Genomic DNA, 17,667 nt, shown 5'->3' on the forward strand with positions numbered 1-17,667 from the left:
GCGATGAATCGCGCACCCGTGGTCGATGTCCAGACCTTCATCAACGAGCAGCCGTTCGGCGGCTTTCAATGGCTCGTGTTCCTCATGTGTTTCGTGATCGTGCTGCTCGACGGCTTCGATACGGCCGCGATCGGCTTCATCGCGCCGTCGCTGCTCGGCGAATGGAACCTGACCAAGCCCGATCTCGCGCCGGTGCTGAGCGCCGCGCTGTTCGGCCTCGCGTGCGGCGCGCTCGTGTCGGGCCCGCTGTCCGACCGGCTCGGGCGTCGTTCGTTGCTGCTCGGCTCGGTGTTCCTGTTCGGCGTCGCGTGCCTGATGTCCGCCTTCTCGAATACGATCGGGCACCTGACGATCCTGCGCTTCATCACGGGCGTCGGGCTCGGCGCGGCGATGCCGAACGCGGTCACGATGATGGGCGAGTTCTGCCCGGACAAGCGCCGCGCGACCGTGATCAACCTGATGTTCTGCGGCTTCCCGCTCGGCGCCGCGTTCGGCGGTTTCCTGGCCGCGTGGATGATTCCGCATTTCGGCTGGCGCAGCGTGCTGATGCTCGGCGGCGTGACGCCGCTGCTGCTCGGCGTGCTGTTGCTGCTGAAGATGCCGGAATCGGTGCGCTTCATGGTCGCGAGCGGCCAGCAGGTCGACAAGATCCGCGCAACGCTCGCGCGGATCTCGCGCGACGCGCTGAACGCCGGTTCGTTCGCGTTGACCGAAGCCGCGCCGCAGACGGGCAGCAAGGGCCTCGGCGTCGTGCTGTCGCGCTCGTACATCGTCGGCTCGGTGATGCTGTGGCTCGCGTACTTCATGGGTCTCGTGATCTTCTACGCGTCGATCAACTGGATGCCGATCCTGCTGAAGGATGCGGGGCTGACGCCGAAGAGCGCGACGCTGATCTCGGCGCTGTTCCCGCTCGGCGGCGTGGGCGCCGTGCTGTGCGGCGTGCTGATGGACCGTTTCAACGGGAACCGCGTGATCGCCGTGTGTTACGCGCTGACGGCGGTGAGCGTGTATGCGATCGGGCAGGCGGCCGGCAACGTCGGGCTGCTCGTGCTGGTCGTGTTCGTGGCCGGCGTGCTGATGAACACCGCGCAATCGTCGATGCCGGCGCTCGCCGCGGCGTTCTATCCGACCGAAGGGCGCGGCACGGGCGTGGCGTGGATGCTCGGCGTCGGTCGTTTCGGCGGGATCGCGGGGTCGTTCCTCGTCGCCGAACTGACGCGCCGGCACTTTTCGTTCGCGGGCGTGTTCGCGACGATCGCCGTCGCGGGCGTGCTCGCGTGCATCGCGTTGCTGATCAAGCAGATGGCGCGGCCGCATGGCGTCGCGCAGCCGGCAGGCAAGATCGAGTCGCTCGGGCATTGAGCGGCGTGCGGGCCGGTGCGTTGCGCCGGCCCTTTTTGAGCGGCACCGTCCGGGCCGCTATTCTTCCGTGTCGTGTTCCTTGACGAAGTTGCGCAGATACGCGCGCAGCGCAGCCTCCCGGCTGCGATGATCGGCGAGGTTCGCGGCGCCCATGTCTTCCTCTTCGCCGAACATCGTCGGCGGCGCGCAGTAGATGCCGATCTCGATGTCTTCGCGCAGCACGCGAATCTCGTGCGTGAGCGGATGATACTCGGCGATCCAGTGCATCCCCTCGATGTGTTCGCCCGTCCTCAGCAATGGCTTCATCGGCTTGTCTCCCGGCAGCAGCGGCGCAACCGGCGAAGCGGTTGCGCGCGCCCGTACCAAAAGGGTACGCCTGCCCCGCGTGAATCTCAACGGGCGCGCTTTGAGCGCTTACTGCGGCAGAAGGTGTGCGATGAGCGGATACAGCGACAGGATCAGCAACACTGCCATCGTCACGTTGAAGATGCGCAGCGCGCGGGGATTCGACAGGAAGCGGCGCAGGCCGAGGCCGAACGCGGCCCACAGGCAGATGCACGGGAAGCCGATCAGGATGAACACGACGGACATCCACGCGGCATTCATCCCGTAGTCGGCCGACAGGCGGACCGTCGTCGCGGCGGTCAGCACCATCATCCAGGCTTTCGGGTTGACCCACTGGAACGCGGCGGCTTCGACGAACGTCATCGGCCGCGGCTTGGCGCCGTGCGCCTTCACTTCGCCCGACGTGCCGATGCGCCACGCGAGGTACAGCAGGTACGCGACGCTGGCGGCTTCGAGGACCGTGTACAGCAGCGGCAGGCGCTTGAATGCTTCGCCGAGGCCGAAGCCGACGCACAGCATCAGGATCGCGACGCCGATGCTGATGCCGAACAGGTGCGGCATCGTGCGGCGGAAACCGAAATTGACGCCGGATGCGAGCAGCATCGTGTTGTTCGGGCCGGGCGTGATCGACGTGACGAGCGCGAACAGCATGCCGGCGGGCAACGCGCTGAGGGTGAGGAATTCCATCGCGGATTCTCCATTCTGTTCTGTTCTGGACTGGGATGGAGGTCAGTTTAGCGACGGTTTTCTGTACAGTACCGGTACAGTTGGTTTGACGAATGCCGGTACGGAGGGAGGGGAGTTGGGCTTGGCTGGCTCGATGTTTGTTGGTTCTCGGAAAAGATGTCCGCAGTCTCAATAGGTTGTCTTTGACTAAAAGACGACAAATCGGCGGCTGGCTTCGACTTCACGAAGTCTTCAGGCTGGTAGTAGAAAAGCGCGCTCGATAAGCGCGTGGTGTCAGAGAAAAATGCCGGACGAATACCTTGCGCATTTGTTCCTCTGTTGGAAACCCTACGCGGGAAGCGATCGTTTTCAGCGGCAGGTCACGGTCCAGCAACAGGGTTGCCGCACGCTCGCAACGTGCTCGAACGAGATAGTGGGTCGGCGGCATGCCAACCTCCTCCTTGAACAGGCGAGTGAAGTTGCGAACGCTCATCCCGGCCTTCTCGGCCATGTCTTCAAGCTGCAACGGCTTGCTCAGATTCGAACTGACCCAGGTTTGAACGTCCCGGATCTCCGGCGCCGCGGTCATCTGGCTGTTCAACACGTCGCTGAACTGCGACTGGCCGCCGGGGCGCTTCAGATAGATGACCAAATCACGGGCGACCGCCAGCGCGAGGTTGCGTCCGAAATCTTGTTCGACAAAAGCCAGCGTAAGGTCGATCGCTGCCGTGACGCCAGCGGATGTCCAGATGTTGTCTTCCTGAATGAAGATCGCGTCAGCGTCGACTTCGACTGACGGAAACCGCTGCTGCAGTAGTGTGGCGACGCTCCAGTGAGTCGCGGCACGTCGGCCACTCAACACACCGGCGGTGGCAAGAAAGAAGCTTCCGGAGCAAAGCGCTGCGAAGCGCTTGGCGGCGATCGATCGTCTGCGGACCCAGTCCACAAGGGCGGTCTCGCGAGCGACCGCCGACTCGATGTCCAGCGCGCCTGCAATCAGTACCGTGGAGAGTGCTTCGCCCTCGGGCAAGCCTGCGCTCACGTCGAGCGAGATCAGCGTGTCTGAAGAAATGGCGCCCGGCGTCGGCGCCACCAGGTTGATTGCGTACCGCCTCGTATCCCCCTGAGCGGCAAGATGCCGGTTCGCGTAGCTAAAGACGCTTACCGGGCCCACGGCCTCCATCAATTTGAATCCCGGGTAGATCACGAGATGCACCGGATGGGTCGACGCCGGACCTGCAGACCTGTGCGAATCCACGGATGGAAACTGGACCTTCGCCTGCTCGTCATGCCCGAAGGGAAACATTATTCAGACTCCATGCGATTTGAAGGTTGGATCTTGGCCAGAATCATCCGGAGCGTCTCAATAGAATTGATTTTGCTGGATGTGAATTGGTGCAACGCAAGCGCATTTGTAGGCGCATTTGATTGCCATTAATTCCACAAGCATGTGACTTGGAATTCCGGGTGCAGATTCCGTGACCCATGAGCGCATGACCCAGATCGACAGGATCGTCTGTTTTTTCACTTTCGTTGAGGAATCGAATTATGACCACATTCACCCACGTTACGGTTGGTACCAACAACCTGCCGGAAGCACGTGCCTTTTATGACAAGGTCCTCGCAACGCTCGGCTGGTCCCGCATTGCAGACCTGCCCGGTGACGCTGGTTCGATCTGGGGTGCCGGCAAGCCTTCGTTCTTCGTTCTGAAGCCTGCCAATGGGCAACCCGCCACCATCGGCAACGGCGTAACCGTGAGCTTTGAAGCCTCGACTCGTTTGGCCGTCCAGGCATTCCACGATGCCGCTCTGTCCCTGGGCCGCCCCGATGAAGGTGCAGTTGGCCCGCGTGGCTGGGCTCCGCATGCCTTTGCCGCCTATACGCGCGATCCCGACGGCAACAAGCTGGCTGTTTACAGCTTCACGCCGGCGTAAATCCGAGGTACCCGGTTGTCGTGGCATGCGGATTCGGCTGAACGGGTTGTTGTCGTGTCACGGCCTGGCCTGAAGACACGCGTCTTCAGGCCACGCGCGCAGTCCGGTGCGGGCCGAACCGGGTTGATGATACGAGGCCGGTCGATGACCATCGCGCTCAATAGAGATGCGTGACATTCAGCCTGTTGTTCCAGCGAGCATTCAAATACTCTACCGCCAGTCTTCGGTGACAGTGGTGGGGTCTATTTTCGCTGCACAATAAACATCCACGATCAAATAGCGCGATGTCGAGATTGTTTTCCACCTGACGTTTCGCCAGCCATTCGATATATTTCGTGGCATAACTTTCCCAGCCAATCTCCTTTCTTTGATATTGCCTGAGCATATCTTTTTCTGGAGCCAAGTCTCGGAGTTCGACGAACTCTGCCGCGATGAGCTGTGAAAGAAAGTACTTCAGGTCGGCCTTTTTGGCGAATCCCGACAATTGAGAGACGTTGTTGAGTCGCACATCCAATAGCGTCTTGACCTCTGCGTCACGCAAAAGCTTGAAGAATTTTTCGGCCGACTTGTTCGTGAATCCAATCGTCGAAGTTTCCATGCCGTTCTCGCAGTGGCGCTTTCATGTGAGTATCGTCGGTCAAGCCTGCGTGCGTCGCTGCTTGCGACGATGTTCGGTCAGGCCCGAGCCGGCTCGCGCCAGTTCCTCGGCAAGAAAACGCGCTGTGCGACTGCCTGGCGCTTGAGCGACTTGCCGAGGCGTTCCCGCTACGACGACGCGCCCGCCTTCATCACCCGCACCTGGGCCGACATCGATGACCCAGTCGGCCTGTGCGACCGCACGCATATCGTGCTCGACGATCACGACCGAGTTGCCGGCATCGACGAGGCGCTGCAGTTGCACCAGCAGTCGATCGGCGTCCGACGCATGGAGTCCCGTCGTCGGCTCGTCGAGCACATAGAGATTGCGTCCGCGCTGGCTGCGTTGCAATTCCGTCGCGAGCTTGATGCGCTGCGCTTCGCCTCCGGAGAGTTCCGTCGCCGGCTGCCCCAGGCGCAGATAACCGAGCCCGATCTCCCGCAACAGTTGCAGCGGGCGGGCCACCGCGTCTTCGTCGGCGAAGAAATCCCGCGCCTCGTCCACGGTCATCTGCAGCACCTCGGCAATGTTGCGGCCGTTCCAGAGCACCTTGAGTGTCGCCTCGTTGTATCGTGCGCCGTGGCATGTCGGGCAAGGTGCGTACACGCTGGGCATGAACAGCAGTTCCACGCTGACGAATCCTTCGCCTTCGCAGGTTTCGCAGCGTCCCTTGGGCACGTTGAAGGAAAACCGGCCGGCGTCGAACCGGCGGCGGCGCGCATCGGGCGTGGCGGAGAAAAGCTTGCGCACGTGGTCGAACAGCCCCGTATAGGTCGCCAGGTTCGAGCGCGGCGTGCGCCCGATCGGTTTTTGGTCCACCTGAACCAGACGTTGAACCGCGTCCAGATCTCCCGTCAGGTGGCCGGCGGTGGCGTCGATCACGGCCGGACCATCGCTGGTGCTTTCGTCCGCGTCGTCTTCGGGTTCGTGACCCAGATGCAGGAGCACCAGCTCGGGCAGCGCCTGGGCGACCAGGCTGGATTTGCCGGAGCCCGAGATACCCGTGACCGCCGTCAAAACGCCCAAAGGAATGCGTGCGTCCACGCCATGCAGGTTGTGGCGATGAATTCCCCGCATCTCGAGCCATCCGGCAGGTTCGCGCTCGTGACTCGGCGCAGCAGGAATCTCGTCGAACAGATAGCGCGCGGTGCGTGATTCGTCGATCGCGCGCAGGCCGTCCGGCGCCCCGCTATAGAGCACCCTGCCGCCCCGTTCTCCGGCCTCCGGTCCGACGTCCACGAGCCATTGCGCGCGGCGCATCAGGTCGAGGTCATGTTCGACCACGAATACCGAATTGCCGGCGTCGCGTAGCCTGTCGAGCGCGTCGTACAGGGCCTGGCTGTCGGAAGGGTGCAGGCCCGCGGAAGGTTCATCGAGGACGTACACGACGCCGAACAGCATCGAACTCAGCTGCGTGGCCAATCGCAACCGCTGCAGTTCGCCGGCCGATAGCGTGGGCGTGGCACGGTCGAGCGTGAGGTAGCCCAGGCCCAGTTCCCGCAATTGGCGCAATCGTGCAACCACCCCTTGAGCCAGTCGTTGCGCGGCGAGGCGCTTTTCCTCCGACAGTGCGGACGTGCGGCGCACGTCTGGCGTTACCGTATGCGTCGCGCGACCCGACGCGGCGCGTTCTTTGCGATCGCGCTCGGTTGCCTCCCGGTCCGTACCCGCTCCGGCGGTGTGTGCTCCGAAATTGCCCTGGGCGATCGGCTCGAGCAGCGACGCCAAGCGGTCCAGCGGCATTTGCATGAATTCGCCGATGTCCACGCCGGCGAAGGTCACCGAGAGTGCCTCGGCCTTGAGTCGCTTGCCGTGGCAAGCGGGGCACAGCTTGCCCTCCATGAAGCGCGACACGCGCTTTCGCATCAGCGCGCTCTGGGTATTGGCGAAGGTATGCAGGACGTAGCGCCGTGCTCCGGTGAAGGTGCCCATGTAGCTCGGCTCGAGCTTGCGCTTGAGGGCCGCGCGGGTTTCAGCGGGTGTCAGGCCCGCGTAGACCGGTACCGTCGGTGCCTCTTCGGTGAACAGAATCCAGTCCCGGTCTTTCTTCGGTAGATCGCGCCACGGTCGGTCGACGTCGTAGCCGAGGGTGACGAGGATGTCACGCAGGTTCTGCCCGTGCCAGGCCGGCGGCCAGGCGGCGATCGCCCGTTCGCGTATGGTCAATGACGGGTCCGGTACCATCGTCGCTTCGGTGACTTCGTACACGCGACCGAGACCGTGGCAGCTCGCGCATGCGCCTTGCGGCGTGTTCGGCGAGAAGTCCTCGGCGTAGAGCATCGGCTGGTTGGCCGGATACGCACCGGCACGCGAGTACATCATGCGCACCAGACTGGACAAGGTCGTCAGGCTTCCTACCGAAGAGCGCGCGTTGCTGGCCCCGCGTTGCTGTTGCAGCGCCACCGCCGGCGGCAGACCGTCGATGGCATCCACATCCGGGACGCCCACCTGGTCGATCAGACGCCGCGCATAAGGGGCAACGGACTCGAAATAGCGCCGCTGTGCCTCGGCATAGATCGTACCGAACGCAAGGGAGGATTTGCCGGAACCGGAAACGCCGGAAAATACCACCAGCGCATCGCGCGGGATGATGACGTCCACATCCTTCAGATTGTGTTCTCGCGCACCGCGCACATCCACGAAACCCTCCGTGGAGGGACGGGATCGTTTGCCGGACGAATCGTTTGACATGGTGTTCCTCTCCTGCAGTTCGTGTTGGTGCCGGACTCGCGCGAATTCAATATACAGACCGATCAAGGCTTCGCGGTGCCGTCCGCCGCCGTGTCGAGCGAGCGCAACCCGTCGAGCTTTTCCCCGATCTTGATTTCGGCCCCTTGATTGGCCGGCTGATACCAGTGCTGTCGTGCGACGCCATCCGGGAAATAGATTTGGCCGGCCAAGTAAGCGTAGCGTTCGTGATGTCGACTTCGGCATTGGCCGGGCCGTTGACGACGTCGAGTTCACCGAAGCCGGCACCCACGATCACGACGTGATGTCGTTTGCCGGCGGCCTTGAACACGATTTGCTCTCCTCTCGCTCAGCGCTTCAGCGCAGACGCATGGTGTGCAATGTGCTCGCCGATGTAGCTGGCGATGAAGTAATAGCTGTGGTCATGACCCGGCCGCAGGTTGAGCTGAAGCGGGTGATCGACGGCCTCGCAAGCCTCGCGAAGCAGCTCCGGCCGGAGCTGCTTTTCGCGAAACTCGTCGTCAAGGCCCTGATCGACCAACAACGGCAAACGTTCCGGTGCGGTACGGACGAGTTCGACGGTGTCGTATTGCTTCCAGGCTTCCTGGTCATCTCCGAGATAGGCGAGGAAAGCCTTCTGCCCCCAGGGAACCCGCGATGGTGCGACGATGGGCGAGAACGCCGACACGCTTCGATAGCGGCCCGGGTTGCGCAGCGCAATGACCAGGGCGCCGTGCCCGCCCATCGAATGACCGCTGATGCTTCTCGCATCCGTGGCGGGCAAGCTGGCTTCGATCAGCGCGGGCAGCTCGTGGACGACGTAGTCGTACATCCGATAATGTGCGGCCCACGGGGATTGCGTCGCGTTGACATAGAAACCTGCGCCCTGGCCGAGATCGTACGCAGCGTCGTCAGCGACACCCTCGCCACGCGGGCTCGTGTCCGGCGCGACGACGATGACGCCATGTTCGGCCGCGTAACGTTGAGCCGCGGCCTTGGTCATGAAGTTCTGTTCCGTGCAGGTGAGGCCGGACAGCCAGTAGAGGACCGGTAGCTTGCCGTGAGCCGCTTGTGGGGGCAGGTATACGCCGAACCTCATCGTGCAGTCGAGCGTTTCGGAATGGTGTTGATAGACGTCCTGCCAGCCGTCGAAGCTGGCGTGATGTTCAACGCGTTCCATGGGTTCTCTCCAAATTTGAGCAGATGGCGTGGCTGTGACGTTTCCAGGTGACAGCCAGTCAGTCGAATGCGTTTCGGTGTTTCGTGTCGCTATGGGCGTTCTTGATTCGATGTACGGTCAACCAGATCGCGAGGACGACGAGGGGTGTTGGGCCGTACTGGCTGGGATTGGCTCATTCACGATGACCTCGTGTCTACATGGTTCGAAAGCGGTCAGGCTTCGCGGTAGGTGCCTTTTTGCTTGGCCGCGTGAATGGCGAGTGCGTCCATCAGGCCCGGAGAAGGACAGTCGTACGGCTCGAGATCGAGTTCGCGCAGCCTGTCGCGAATCTCCGCCATCTTCGAAGGCGGGATGCCGCTTTCGATGACCGACGAGATGAAGGCGGCAAAGCGCGGCTCCGACCAGCCCTTTTGGGAAGAGCGTTCGGTGTGAACGAAGTCGAGGCCGTAGAACGCATGCTGCCGGTTTTCAATGCGACCGAACATATGGTCGCCGCATTCCCGGCAGGCATGTCGTTGAATGGCTGCCTGCTTGTCGACGATGTAAAGCTTTTCAGGGGGCGCAAGCACGTTCACCTTGTCGCCGGCACAGCGGCACTGGAGTAAGCCGCCGGCAAAACCGGGATGTTCGTGATGCGTTCCGTTGTTCACTGACGGAGGGATAGAGATTGCACTCACAATAGCTCTCCTTGGGCAGTGAAAGACTGCACGGTGCAGTGCCGCGCAGTCAGGCCGGCATCAATAGTGAATGACCGTACGAATCGACTTGCCTTCGTGCATCAGGTCAAATGCGTCGTTGATCTTGTCGAGGCCCATGGTGTGCGTGACGAACGGGGCGAGATCGATTTCGCCTTTCATTGCGTCTTCCACCATGCCCGGCAGCTGGGTGCGTCCCTTTACGCCACCGAATGCCGAGCCTTTCCAGACCCGGCCGGTAACCAGCTGGAACGGACGGGTCGAGATTTCCTTGCCGGCACCCGCGACGCCGATCACGATCGACTGGCCCCAGCCACGGTGAGCCGATTCGAGCGCAGCGCGCATGACGTTGACGTTGCCGATACACTCGAAGGTGTGGTCGACACCCCAGCCGGTCATCTCGACGAGGACTTCCTGGATCGGCTTCTCGTAGTCGTTCGGGTTCAGGCAGTCGGTTGCGCCGAACACGCGAGCCAGCGTGAATTTTTCCGGGTTGGTATCGATGGCGATGATGCGACCGGCCTTGGCCTGTCGCGCACCCTGAACGGCGGCCAGACCGATACCGCCGAGACCGAAGATGGCCACCGAGTCGCCGGGTTGAACCTTGGCGGTGTTGTGAACCGCGCCGATGCCGGTGGTAACGCCGCAGCCAAGCAGACAGACGTGCTCGGGATTGGCTTGCGGGTTGATCTTGGCGAGCGAGACTTCCGCGACCACGGTGTATTCGCTGAACGTCGAACAGCCCATGTAGTGGAACAGCGGCTGCCCGTTGTACGAGAAGCGCGTCGTGCCGTCCGGCATGAGTCCCTTGCCCTGCGTCGCACGAACCGCCACGCAAAGGTTGGTTTTGCCCGACTTGCAGAACAGGCACTCGCCACATTCCGCGGTGTAGAGCGGAATGACGTGATCGCCGGGCTTCACGCTGGTGACGCCTTCGCCGACTTCAACGACGACGCCTGCACCCTCGTGACCGAGGACGGCCGGGAACACGCCTTCCGGATCGTCACCCGACAACGTGAACGCATCGGTATGGCAAACACCGGTGTGCGTGATTTTCACAAGAACCTCGCCCTTACGCGGCGGCTCGACGTCAATCTCGACGATTTCCAGCGGCTTTCCAGGCCCGAAGGCAACAGCTGCACGTGATTTCATGATTTCGCTTCCTCAACCAAGTTAGATATCCGAAACCTGGCGCCGCCCTGGCACCGGTTATCGGAGGTAGGACCGAACGATAGAGATGGTTTCCTCGATGGACTTTCTCTGTGAGTCGGTCGCGGTTTCACTCTCCGGAAATTCTTCTCGCAGATAGCTTTCCAGCACGGCTGCCATCAAACCGTTGACCGCACCCCGGACGGCCGCAAGCTGCTGAAGAATCGCAGCGCATTCGGCGTTCTCTTCAAGCGCCTGCTCAAGAGCGATCGCTTGCCCGCGAATACGGCGAACCCGGGTGAGCGCTTGCTTCTTTTCTTTGGGACTGTAAGGCATGGCCTCTTTCCTGTCGGTAGATGGGAATATACTATACTCAGGTACAGTATAAAAGTGTGCGGCCGGGTGAAATTTACACCTGCAGCGTGCTGCACCCCGGGATTGTACAGAAACTGCCCCGGAGTATCCCTTCTCTGGAGCAATCCGTCTGGTCGCTGGCCTCCGTCCGGACGAGGCGGGGATCTTCGCGACGCTCGCCTCCGGTTGCCCGTGGCTGCACATCGTGACGCCCCCGTCGGCATCGGCTTGCAGTTGAAGCCGGGGGAATTCAGAACCGACTGGGGTGCTGGCAACGGCGCCTCGGCACGCCGGGCGAAACTGCGAGCGTCTATGCATTCCTCGCGTCGGACGAAGCCAGTTTCGTCAACGGCACCGCGATCGAAGTGTCAGGCGGCTTGTCGGTGTAAGGGCGATTGCGTAGCGGCGCGGGGTCGCATCGTTGCGAACCGGTGCGATCGCGATTCGAACTCGTGATTGACAGCCGGCACGAGGTTGACTAGATTCACCCCATGAACGCACGTTTCGTCACGACCACCACGACCACCACCACGACCGCCAAGGGCGGGCCGGGGGGAGGTTGCACGTCGTAGGCCAGTGCGTCACATCATCCCCAGGAGCCCCGCCGGAAACGGACGGGGCTTTTTTCATGCTCCGTTCGTCCAGCATCGACGTCAACGGAGAACGTGATGGACGAGTTCGACCATCGAGTGCTTGGCAGCAGACTCGATCTGTTTCACCAGCAGGATGAAAGTCCGGGCGCCATTTTCTGGCACCCGCGCGGCATGGCCCTTTACCGGGTCGTCGAGGAATACATTCGCGCCAGGATGCGGCAAGCTGGCTTCGCCGAAGTCAGGACACCTCAGATTGTGTCGCGCGGGCTGTGGGAACAGAGCGGCCATTGGGAGAAGTTCGGGAAAAACATGTTCTCGCTCGAGAGCGACAGCAACCCGTACTGCCTCAAGCCGATGAGCTGCCCGTGCCATGTGCAGCTTTTCAGGAAGGGTGTTCGCTCGTATCGCGACCTGCCGGTCCGCTACGCGGAATTCGGGGCAGTGCACCGCGCCGAGCCGTCGGGCGCGCTGCACGGGCTCATGCGTGCCCGTGCATTCACGCAGGACGATGCGCACGTGCTGTGCCTGCCCGATCAGGTCGAGGTCGAAGTGGCGCGATTCTGCGTGCTGCTGAAGACGATCTATGCCGACTTCGGGTTCGACGGATTCGACGTGGCGCTGTCGACGAGGCCGGCGGTTCGCGCGGGCGACGATGCGGTCTGGGATCGTGCGGAAGCGATGCTTGCGTCGGCTGCGCGAGCGGCGGGCCTGGATTTCGCGATGCTGGCGGGAGAAGGGGCATTCTATGGCCCCAAGCTCGAGTTTCATCTGCTCGACCGCCAGGGGCGGAAGTGGCAGTGCGGGACGATCCAGCTCGACTTCGTGTTGCCGGAACGGCTCGGCGCGAGCTATGTCGCGGAGGACGGCGCACGCGCGACGCCCGTCATGCTGCATCACGCGGTACTCGGGAGCCTCGAACGGTTCATCGGCATCCTGCTCGAGCATTATGAGGGCTGGTTGCCGACGTGGCTGGCGCCCGATCAGATCGTCGTCGCGAACATCGGAGAGGACGACCGTGCATTCGCCGATAACACGGCGTTCGCGTTCGAGGAGATCGGCTGCCGGGTGCTGCGGGACTTTCGTGCCGAGCGCTTGCCGCGCAAGATTTTCGACGCGCGGGAACTGGCCGCGCCGATCGTCGCGGTGGCCGGACGGAAGGAAGCACTGGCCGGCGAGGTGTCGTTGCGGATGAGGAGCGGGGAGCAGCACGTGCTGTCGATCGACGATGCGCTCGCGTACCTGAAGCAGCATGCGCGTTCGCCTTCCGCGACGCGCGTGTTTCGCTCGCCGGGTTGACCTGGCGGCAGGCTCGTCCGTGTGAAGGTCGTGCATGGACGGGCCGAACGCCGTCGTGGTGAACGGCCCGTGTATCGATGCACGGGCCGGCGACGGCGCTGTTCTACCCGCGTGCCCGAACCCGCGCCTTCATGCATTTGAACCACAGCCGAACGGCCCCGACACCGCCCGCGACCGGAATCCGCGGCAGCAAGAACGGATCGTCGGCCGCGGCGGCGCACCCGCGCCGGGTCGTCGTCGCATTGTCGTAACCGGCGTCGGCGACCTGGTCGCGCACGCGTGCATCCAGGTCGCCGTACGGATAGCAGAACGATTCGACGCGCTGGCCGCCCAGTGCCTCGAGCCGCCGCTTCGACTCGCTCACCTGATGATCCGACTCGTACCCGGGCACCTGCGACAGCGCGACGTGATCGAGCGTATGCGAGCCGATTTCATGGCCGTGATCGCGCCACACGAGCATGTCCTCGTAGGTCATCAGCGGTGAGCGCGCGGTGTCGGCTTCTGCATCCCAGTCGTTCTCGCCGCCGAAGCGGCCGGCGACGAAATAGCAGGTCGCGGTGAACCCGAGCTCGTCCAGCACCGGCATCGCATGGGCCAGCACGTTGAGAAAACCGTCGTCGAACGAGATGCCGAAGACCTTCCCGCTGCGCTCGCCGCGCAGATACGGCTGCAGTTCGCGCACGCTCAGCCCGCGGTAGCCGAGCCGCTTGAACAGCGACATCTGGCGGCGGAACGCATCGGGTGCGACGCTCAGGCTGCGCAGCCGGTCGGTCGGCGGCGGCAACGGGCGTACCTGGTGATACATCAGGATCGGATGGCGCGGAGCGGACGTAAACATCGGCGGACGGGAAGAAACGCGGGGTTACGCAGCCTTGCGGAAGATCCGCAGGGTCTTGAAGTCGCCGACTTCGACGAAATCGGCATTCGCCGCCCACTGCGCGATGATCGGCTCGGCCTTCCGGTATGCCGACGAGCCCTTGTAGAACAGCAGATGGCCGTTGGCTGCGGTATGGCGTGCGAACAGGTCGAGCACCTCGTCGTCGGTCTTCGCGCCATAGCGGCTGTTCGACTCGTCGCGGAACTCGCACAGATGGAAAAGCGTGACGACGTCGAACGCCGGCAGCAAGCCCGAATTGCTCGTATAGATGTCGCCGAAGTACGCGAGGTAGGTCTTGCTGACTTCCGGTTGCCGCGTGACGAGATCGACATACGACTTGTATTCCTTCGGCGACGCCGTCACGCCGAAGACGGTGTTGTTCAGGTGCGGCCGCGCGCATTCCACGCCGACATGGTGATGCCCGCCGGTGCCGAAGTGATAGATGCGCACGCCCCTGAGACGGACGGACTCCAGCCATTCGACGAAGTGCACGTCGCACGGACATTCCTGCGTCCGCAAGTCCCAGTACTTCTTCCAGATATTCATCGCCATCAAACGGACCTCATGGATGTCACCCAACGGTAGGGGTTGTGTCGAATCGATTTCTGATAGACGGACAACGTCGCGTCGACGAACGTATCGAACGAGAACTCGCGCCTGCCCTTCAGCCGCGCGCTGCGTCCCATCGAGCGAACGCAGCCGGGTTCGCGCGCGATCGCGCGCAGGATGGCTTCGATCGCCTCGGGCTCGCGCGGCGGGACGACCCAGCCGTCCACGCCCGGCTCGACGTTTTCCGGCAGTCCTCCCACGCGCGTGACGATCGCGGGGCAGCCGAGCGACATCGCTTCGCGGCACGCGTACGACAGGCTTTCGTGGTACGACAGCACGAACGACACGTCGATGATCGAGAACGGCGCCCGTACGTCGTCGAGGCGCCCGGTGAACGCGGTGCGCGACGCCATGCCGTGCCGCGCGATCTGTTCGCGCTGCTCGCGGGACGGCTCCGCGCCGACCAGCAGCACACGAAACCGCTCGCGCTCGCCCTCGGGCAGGCCGCCCAGTGCCGCGATCAGGTCCATCCAGCCTTTCTCCGGCGCGGTGCCGGCGCTGCTGCCCAGCACGATCGCGTCCGCGCCGGACGGCCCGAACAGCGCGATCTTGCGGCGGCGGATCTCGTCGATGGCCAGTCGTTCGGCGGCCGACCGGCGCACGCCGTGCTTCACGACCGTCACGTCTCCGTACGGGGAGCGCAGCGCGAGCATGCTCGCGACGTAGTCGCTGACCGCGATGGTGTGGTCGGTGGCGAGCCGTGCGCGCAGCAGGTTGCCGAAGCTGTCGGCGCGATACGTGTTGTGCTTGGTGAGCACGACCGCGGGCCGGTACCGGCACCCGAGCAGCGCGAGCATCACCTGCCGGTGGTCGGCGGACCCGTTCACATGGATGACGTCGAAGCGCTCGGCGGCGATTCGCCGGCGCAGCCGGACGATTTCCTGGCACAGCCGGTTCCAGCGCGGCTTGAATTCCATGTCGAAGATGGCCACGTCGGGGCTGTCCTTCAACAGGCGCGACAGGCGGCTTCCCTCCGGAGACGCGACGGTCACGCGGTGATGCCGGCTCATCGCGGCGGCGAGATCGCGTACGTAGGTATCCTGGCCGCCGCCGTAGTCGCCGTGGAAGTTGGTGTACAGAATGTTCATCACGATGTCGCTTTTCCTCGATCATCCATCCAGAGGACTACTTAGGAATGAATGGCTCAACCCGTCGGGAGCAATGACTCGAACACGATGCCGCGTTGCCGGCCCGCGATCGCGCGTCGACGCTCGGGCGTGGCGTCAACGCGAATCATTTCCAAATATTACATATCGTTTACGTATCGTAGTGTCGAGGTCTGCGCATCTTTGTGAGAGTGTGTCGCGATCGCTTGACCGTGTCGGCGCCCCGCGCGGGCGGCTCGCTGATGCGCGTGTACTCGCGAAACCCGTTTGCCGTGGCGGTGCCGGCCCATTTCGCACCCTCGGCCAGGCTGCTGCACGCCGGTCGGTCCCGGTCAGGATCGCGCTGGATCGCGACAAAACCTGTCTTCCCGGCGACATCCGGACACAGATCAACGGGCCGCGCTTTCAGATTTGAAAGCCGATGCGCCATTTGCGTTAGAATGCCCCCCCTTGTCCGCCCTGGTGAGCGCCAGCGCGGACTTGTCGCACGCGTGGCGACCCAGGTTCCGATTCGCAGCCGGACGCGAATGATTTGCCAGCCGTTAGCAACATACGTTTTGTGATTTGGATTACTAATGAAGAAGAAGCACAACATTACCAAGTACATCGTCGTGGCGATGATGCTGGGTATCGCCGTGGGTTACGCGTGTCATAGCGCGTTTCCCGACCCGAAGATGGCGAAGGAAGTCGCCGGTTACGTGTCGTTGCTGTCTGATGTATTCCTGCGATTGATCAAGATGATCATCGCGCCGCTGGTATTCGCGACGCTGACCGTCGGCATTGCGCAGATGGGCGACGGCGGCGCGGTGGGCCGCGTGGGCGTCAAGGCGTTCGGCTGGTTCTTCATTGCGTCGTTCACGTCGCTGCTGCTGGGTCTGCTGACCGCGACGATCCTGCAGCCGGGCAGCCACCTGAGCCTGCCGCTGCCGCCTGCCGATGCGGCCCTCAACCTGAAGACGGGCGCCTTCACGCTGAAGGACTTCGTGGTCCACCTGGTGCCGAAGTCGATCGCCGAGGCGATGGCGAACAACGAAATCCTGCAGATCGTGGTGTTCTCGATCTTCTTCGGCACCGCGCTGTCGGCGCTCGGCGATGCGGGCAAGCGCCTGACCGGCGTGATCGAGGATCTCGCGCAGGTGATGCTGAAGGTGACGGGCGCGGTGATGTGGTTTGCGCCGATCGCGGTGTTCGCGGCGCTCGCGTCGACGATCACGACCGAAGGGCTCGGCATCCTGCTGACGTTTGCGAAGTTCATGGCGAGCTTCTATCTGGCGCTCGCGCTGCTGTGGGGCGTGCTGACGCTCGCTGGCGTGACGTTCCTGGGCAAGCGTGCGTTCACGCTGATCCGGCTGATTCGCGAGCCGTTCCTGCTGTCGTTCGCGACGGCGAGCTCCGAGGCCGCGTATCCGAAGCTGCTGGACGCGCTGGACCGCTTCGGCGTGAACCGCAAGATCTCGAGCTTCGTGCTGCCGATCGGCTATTCGTTCAACCTCGACGGCTCGATGATGTACTGCACGTTCGCGGTGCTGTTCATCGCGCAGGTGTACGGCATCCATCTGCCGCTGGGCACGCAGATCACGATGCTGCTGATGCTGATGGTGACGTCGAAGGGGATGGCCGGCGTACCGCGTGCGTCGCTGGTCGTGATCGCGGCAACGCTCAACCAGTTCAACATGCCTGAAGCCGGGTTGCTGCTCATCATGGGTGTCGACATGTTCCTCGACATGGGGCGCTCGGCCACCAACGCGGTCGGCAACTCGATCGCGGCTGCGGTGGTCGCGAAGTGGGAAGGGCAACTCGACGATCCGCGCGATGACAACGATTCGGACGGCGGGCGCGTGGCCGAGGTGAAAGTGCGGGAGACCTCGGCATGACGCACGGCAACGCGGTGACGCGTTGCCTGCCCCGTAGTCAATGACGATCGCCGGCCTGGATTCGATACGGATCCAGGCCGGCGATTTGTTTTGTGCGGTGCCTTTGCACCGCATTCGGCGGCTTTTTCCGATTCGCTGGTAAAAATGTTTGCCGTTTCAATCCGTCATCGCTGGACCAGCGGTGATATTCCCGCAGGCGAATGCCTGATTCCCGCCATTCCCGCGCCAGCGCGTAAGTGAACATTCACTGTCGCGCAATCGCATGGTGGCGCTTGCCGCAAGCGCGAGCGACCCGCAATTT

Annotated in this window: 18 protein-coding genes and 1 pseudogene; 5 read left to right on the plus strand and 14 right to left on the minus strand. The window is 63.0% G+C overall.

Annotated features, from left to right (window positions below):
* Positions 1-3: 3 nt before the first annotated feature.
* Positions 4-1,362, plus strand: coding sequence for an MFS transporter (locus U5809_RS15805; RefSeq protein WP_322087196.1), 1,359 nt, complete (start codon positions 4-6; stop codon positions 1,360-1,362).
* 57 nt (positions 1,363-1,419) lie between these two features.
* Here the strand turns inward: U5809_RS15805 and U5809_RS15810 are convergent, their stop codons facing one another.
* From U5809_RS15810 to U5809_RS15820, 3 genes are all read right to left on the minus strand, one after another.
* Entirely contained in the window at positions 1,420-1,668 is a 249-nt protein-coding gene (locus U5809_RS15810; protein WP_322087197.1) for a hypothetical protein, read from the minus strand.
* Positions 1,669-1,776: 108 nt separating this feature from the next.
* The gene (locus tag U5809_RS15815; protein ID WP_322087198.1) at positions 1,777-2,394 is read right to left on the minus strand and encodes a LysE family translocator; all 618 of its coding nucleotides are present in this window, start codon (positions 2,392-2,394) and stop codon (positions 1,777-1,779) included.
* Positions 2,395-2,614: 220 nt separating this feature from the next.
* Positions 2,615-3,679, minus strand: a complete 1,065-nt coding sequence (locus U5809_RS15820) for a GlxA family transcriptional regulator (RefSeq protein ID WP_322087199.1) — start codon at positions 3,677-3,679, stop codon at positions 2,615-2,617.
* Between the two features lie 242 nt (positions 3,680-3,921).
* Between U5809_RS15820 and U5809_RS15825 the strand changes: the two genes are divergently transcribed.
* Entirely contained in the window at positions 3,922-4,308 is a 387-nt protein-coding gene (locus U5809_RS15825) for a VOC family protein (protein WP_322087200.1), read from the plus strand.
* Positions 4,309-4,465: 157 nt separating this feature from the next.
* Here U5809_RS15825 and U5809_RS15830 read toward each other — a convergent pair whose 3' ends face one another.
* From U5809_RS15830 to frmR, 7 genes are all read right to left on the minus strand, one after another.
* The gene (locus U5809_RS15830; protein WP_322087201.1) at positions 4,466-4,906 is read right to left on the minus strand and encodes a DUF488 domain-containing protein; all 441 of its coding nucleotides are present in this window, start codon (positions 4,904-4,906) and stop codon (positions 4,466-4,468) included.
* Positions 4,907-4,945: 39 nt separating this feature from the next.
* Positions 4,946-7,636, minus strand: coding sequence for an excinuclease ABC subunit UvrA (locus tag U5809_RS15835; protein ID WP_322087202.1), 2,691 nt, complete (start codon positions 7,634-7,636; stop codon positions 4,946-4,948).
* 62 nt (positions 7,637-7,698) lie between these two features.
* Positions 7,699-7,845 carry a hypothetical protein gene (locus U5809_RS15840; protein ID WP_415877949.1) on the minus strand — a complete coding sequence of 49 codons (147 nt, stop codon included), beginning with the start codon at positions 7,843-7,845 and terminating at the stop codon, positions 7,699-7,701.
* Between the two features lie 137 nt (positions 7,846-7,982).
* The gene (gene fghA, locus U5809_RS15845; protein ID WP_322087203.1) at positions 7,983-8,813 is read right to left on the minus strand and encodes an S-formylglutathione hydrolase; all 831 of its coding nucleotides are present in this window, start codon (positions 8,811-8,813) and stop codon (positions 7,983-7,985) included.
* Between the two features lie 212 nt (positions 8,814-9,025).
* Positions 9,026-9,490 (minus strand): glutathione-dependent formaldehyde-activating protein, encoded by a 465-nt coding sequence (locus U5809_RS15850; protein ID WP_322087204.1) that lies wholly within the window; start codon positions 9,488-9,490, stop codon positions 9,026-9,028.
* Positions 9,491-9,550: 60 nt separating this feature from the next.
* Complete coding sequence (locus U5809_RS15855) at positions 9,551-10,660, minus strand: S-(hydroxymethyl)glutathione dehydrogenase/class III alcohol dehydrogenase (protein WP_322087205.1); 1,110 nt, start codon at positions 10,658-10,660, stop codon at positions 9,551-9,553.
* Positions 10,661-10,717: 57 nt separating this feature from the next.
* Positions 10,718-10,993, minus strand: a complete 276-nt coding sequence (frmR, locus tag U5809_RS15860; protein ID WP_282508105.1) for a formaldehyde-responsive transcriptional repressor FrmR — start codon at positions 10,991-10,993, stop codon at positions 10,718-10,720.
* A gap of 284 nt (positions 10,994-11,277) precedes the next feature.
* On the opposite strand from frmR, the pseudogene U5809_RS15865 reads away from it, so the two are divergent.
* Positions 11,278-11,400, plus strand: a pseudogene (locus U5809_RS15865) (SDR family oxidoreductase); the annotation flags it as partial.
* 279 nt (positions 11,401-11,679) lie between these two features.
* The gene (thrS, locus tag U5809_RS15870; protein WP_322087206.1) at positions 11,680-12,900 is read left to right on the plus strand and encodes a threonine--tRNA ligase; all 1,221 of its coding nucleotides are present in this window, start codon (positions 11,680-11,682) and stop codon (positions 12,898-12,900) included.
* Between the two features lie 103 nt (positions 12,901-13,003).
* Here thrS and U5809_RS15875 read toward each other — a convergent pair whose 3' ends face one another.
* The 3 genes from U5809_RS15875 to U5809_RS15885 are packed head-to-tail and all read right to left on the minus strand — an operon-like array spanning position 13,004 to position 15,474.
* The gene (locus tag U5809_RS15875) at positions 13,004-13,738 is read right to left on the minus strand and encodes a polysaccharide deacetylase family protein (protein ID WP_322087207.1); all 735 of its coding nucleotides are present in this window, start codon (positions 13,736-13,738) and stop codon (positions 13,004-13,006) included.
* A gap of 24 nt (positions 13,739-13,762) precedes the next feature.
* Complete coding sequence (locus U5809_RS15880; RefSeq protein WP_322087213.1) at positions 13,763-14,323, minus strand: hypothetical protein; 561 nt, start codon at positions 14,321-14,323, stop codon at positions 13,763-13,765.
* Between the two features lie 5 nt (positions 14,324-14,328).
* Positions 14,329-15,474, minus strand: a complete 1,146-nt coding sequence (locus U5809_RS15885) for a glycosyltransferase (protein WP_322087214.1) — start codon at positions 15,472-15,474, stop codon at positions 14,329-14,331.
* Between the two features lie 593 nt (positions 15,475-16,067).
* Between U5809_RS15885 and U5809_RS15890 the strand changes: the two genes are divergently transcribed.
* On the plus strand, positions 16,068-17,366 hold the full coding sequence (locus tag U5809_RS15890) for a dicarboxylate/amino acid:cation symporter (protein WP_282508102.1): 1,299 nt from the start codon (positions 16,068-16,070) through the stop codon (positions 17,364-17,366).
* 37 nt (positions 17,367-17,403) lie between these two features.
* Here U5809_RS15890 and U5809_RS15895 read toward each other — a convergent pair whose 3' ends face one another.
* Positions 17,404-17,610, minus strand: a complete 207-nt coding sequence (locus U5809_RS15895; RefSeq protein WP_322087208.1) for a hypothetical protein — start codon at positions 17,608-17,610, stop codon at positions 17,404-17,406.
* Positions 17,611-17,667: the final 57 nt, after the last annotated feature.

Origin of the sequence: Burkholderia sp. BCC1999, assembly GCF_905339975.1 — a bacterium.
Taxonomy (GTDB): domain Bacteria; phylum Pseudomonadota; class Gammaproteobacteria; order Burkholderiales; family Burkholderiaceae; genus Burkholderia.

Excerpts from the sequence above, each read along its gene's own strand:
- U5809_RS15805 (WP_322087196.1), top strand. The coding sequence starts at position 4 with ATGAATCGCGCACCCGTGGTCGATGTCCAGACCTTCATCAACGAGCAG.
- U5809_RS15810 (WP_322087197.1), bottom strand. The coding sequence starts at position 1,668 with ATGAAGCCATTGCTGAGGACGGGCGAACACATCGAGGGGATGCACTGG.
- U5809_RS15815 (WP_322087198.1), bottom strand. The coding sequence starts at position 2,394 with ATGGAATTCCTCACCCTCAGCGCGTTGCCCGCCGGCATGCTGTTCGCG.
- U5809_RS15820 (WP_322087199.1), bottom strand. The coding sequence starts at position 3,679 with ATGTTTCCCTTCGGGCATGACGAGCAGGCGAAGGTCCAGTTTCCATCC.
- U5809_RS15825 (WP_322087200.1), top strand. The coding sequence starts at position 3,922 with ATGACCACATTCACCCACGTTACGGTTGGTACCAACAACCTGCCGGAA.
- U5809_RS15830 (WP_322087201.1), bottom strand. The coding sequence starts at position 4,906 with ATGGAAACTTCGACGATTGGATTCACGAACAAGTCGGCCGAAAAATTC.
- U5809_RS15835 (WP_322087202.1), bottom strand. The coding sequence starts at position 7,636 with ATGTCAAACGATTCGTCCGGCAAACGATCCCGTCCCTCCACGGAGGGT.
- fghA (WP_322087203.1), bottom strand. The coding sequence starts at position 8,813 with ATGGAACGCGTTGAACATCACGCCAGCTTCGACGGCTGGCAGGACGTC.
- U5809_RS15855 (WP_322087205.1), bottom strand. The coding sequence starts at position 10,660 with ATGAAATCACGTGCAGCTGTTGCCTTCGGGCCTGGAAAGCCGCTGGAA.
- frmR (WP_282508105.1), bottom strand. The coding sequence starts at position 10,993 with ATGCCTTACAGTCCCAAAGAAAAGAAGCAAGCGCTCACCCGGGTTCGC.
- thrS (WP_322087206.1), top strand. The coding sequence starts at position 11,680 with ATGGACGAGTTCGACCATCGAGTGCTTGGCAGCAGACTCGATCTGTTT.
- U5809_RS15875 (WP_322087207.1), bottom strand. The coding sequence starts at position 13,738 with ATGTTTACGTCCGCTCCGCGCCATCCGATCCTGATGTATCACCAGGTA.
- U5809_RS15880 (WP_322087213.1), bottom strand. The coding sequence starts at position 14,323 with ATGAATATCTGGAAGAAGTACTGGGACTTGCGGACGCAGGAATGTCCG.
- U5809_RS15885 (WP_322087214.1), bottom strand. The coding sequence starts at position 15,474 with ATGAACATTCTGTACACCAACTTCCACGGCGACTACGGCGGCGGCCAG.
- U5809_RS15890 (WP_282508102.1), top strand. The coding sequence starts at position 16,068 with ATGAAGAAGAAGCACAACATTACCAAGTACATCGTCGTGGCGATGATG.
- U5809_RS15895 (WP_322087208.1), bottom strand. The coding sequence starts at position 17,610 with ATGTTCACTTACGCGCTGGCGCGGGAATGGCGGGAATCAGGCATTCGC.